The following is a 1,042-nucleotide window of genomic DNA, read 5'->3' on the forward strand; positions in this document are numbered from 1 at the left end:
CCGCCGCCATCGCACCGCCCGCCACCCCTGCCGGCGCGCGGCCCGCGGCGCCGCGCGGCTTCGACGCCACCGGCTTCCTGCCCTGCGCCATGATCCGCGGCCAACCCTCCCGCGACTGCCGCTTCGGCGTGGAGCGGACGGCCCGCGGCGCGGCGGTGCTGGACGTGCTGGGCGGCAACGGCGTGACCCGCCGCATCATCTTCGAGCGCGGCGCGCCCGTCCGCGCCGACGGGACGGGCGAACTGACCTTCGAGCGCTTCGGGGAGCTGTTCCTGATCCGCCAGGGCGACGAGCGCTTCGAGGTGCCGGAGGCGGTGGTCACTGGCGGCTGAGGCGCGGCTCAGCGCGCCTCCACCACGAAGTCGAAGGCGCCGGCGCTGCCGATGTTGCGCAGCCGCACGACATGCGGGCCATCGGCCGCCGGCGTGACGCGCAGCAGAGAGGCGAGGCCGTCGCCGCTGTCGTCGTCCTCGCCGAGCAGCGCGCCATCGGGTCCGAACAGCGCCAGCATCGTGTCCACGTCGCCTTCCAGGTCCTCGGTGCGCAGCTCCACGGCGACGCCGGCGCGCAGGTCGAGCTGCACGAAGCGGTCCTGCCGGCGGTCGAGGGTGACGGAGTAGCGCCGACCGAGCGTCGCCGCCGTGCCGCGGCCGCGCTCATCCGCGACGAAGGGCAGGTCGGGGGCGGCGGCGCCGGCGGGCGCGTAGGCCAGGGTGAAGCTGCCGGCCGCGCCGATGTTGCCGACCTCCAGCACATGCGGGCCGTCGGCCGCCTGGCGCACCACGAGCCGCGAGGCGAACCCGCCGCCGCCGTCGTCGTCGTAGCCGATCTCCTCGCCGTCCGGGCCGTAGAGCGTCAGCGTGCTGTCGGCATTGGCGGTGAGATTGGCGGTCCAGATGCGATAGCGCTGCCCGGGCTGGAACTGCACGGGGATGAAGATCGACTGGCCGGCGCCGAGCTCCAGCGGCACCGGGCGCTCGGCCGCCAGCGGGCGGCCGCGCCCGCGCGGGCCGTCCACAAGCGGCACCGGCTCCGCCAGCAG

General features: G+C 76.0%; 2 protein-coding genes. One reads left to right on the top strand and one right to left on the bottom strand.

Annotated features, from left to right (window positions below):
• A partial coding sequence (locus tag OZN99_RS32315) for a hypothetical protein (RefSeq protein ID WP_270939278.1) occupies positions 1 to 332 on the top strand: 332 nt, incomplete at its 5' end.
• Between the two features lie 8 nt (positions 333 to 340).
• On the opposite strand, the gene OZN99_RS32320 is transcribed toward OZN99_RS32315, so the two are convergent.
• Positions 341 to 1,042, bottom strand: a 702-nt coding sequence (locus OZN99_RS32320) for a hypothetical protein (protein WP_270939279.1), incomplete at its 5' end; no start/stop codon positions are given.

The sequence above is a fragment of the Falsiroseomonas oryzae genome (assembly GCF_027856955.1).
Taxonomy (GTDB): domain Bacteria; phylum Pseudomonadota; class Alphaproteobacteria; order Acetobacterales; family Acetobacteraceae; genus Falsiroseomonas; species Falsiroseomonas oryzae.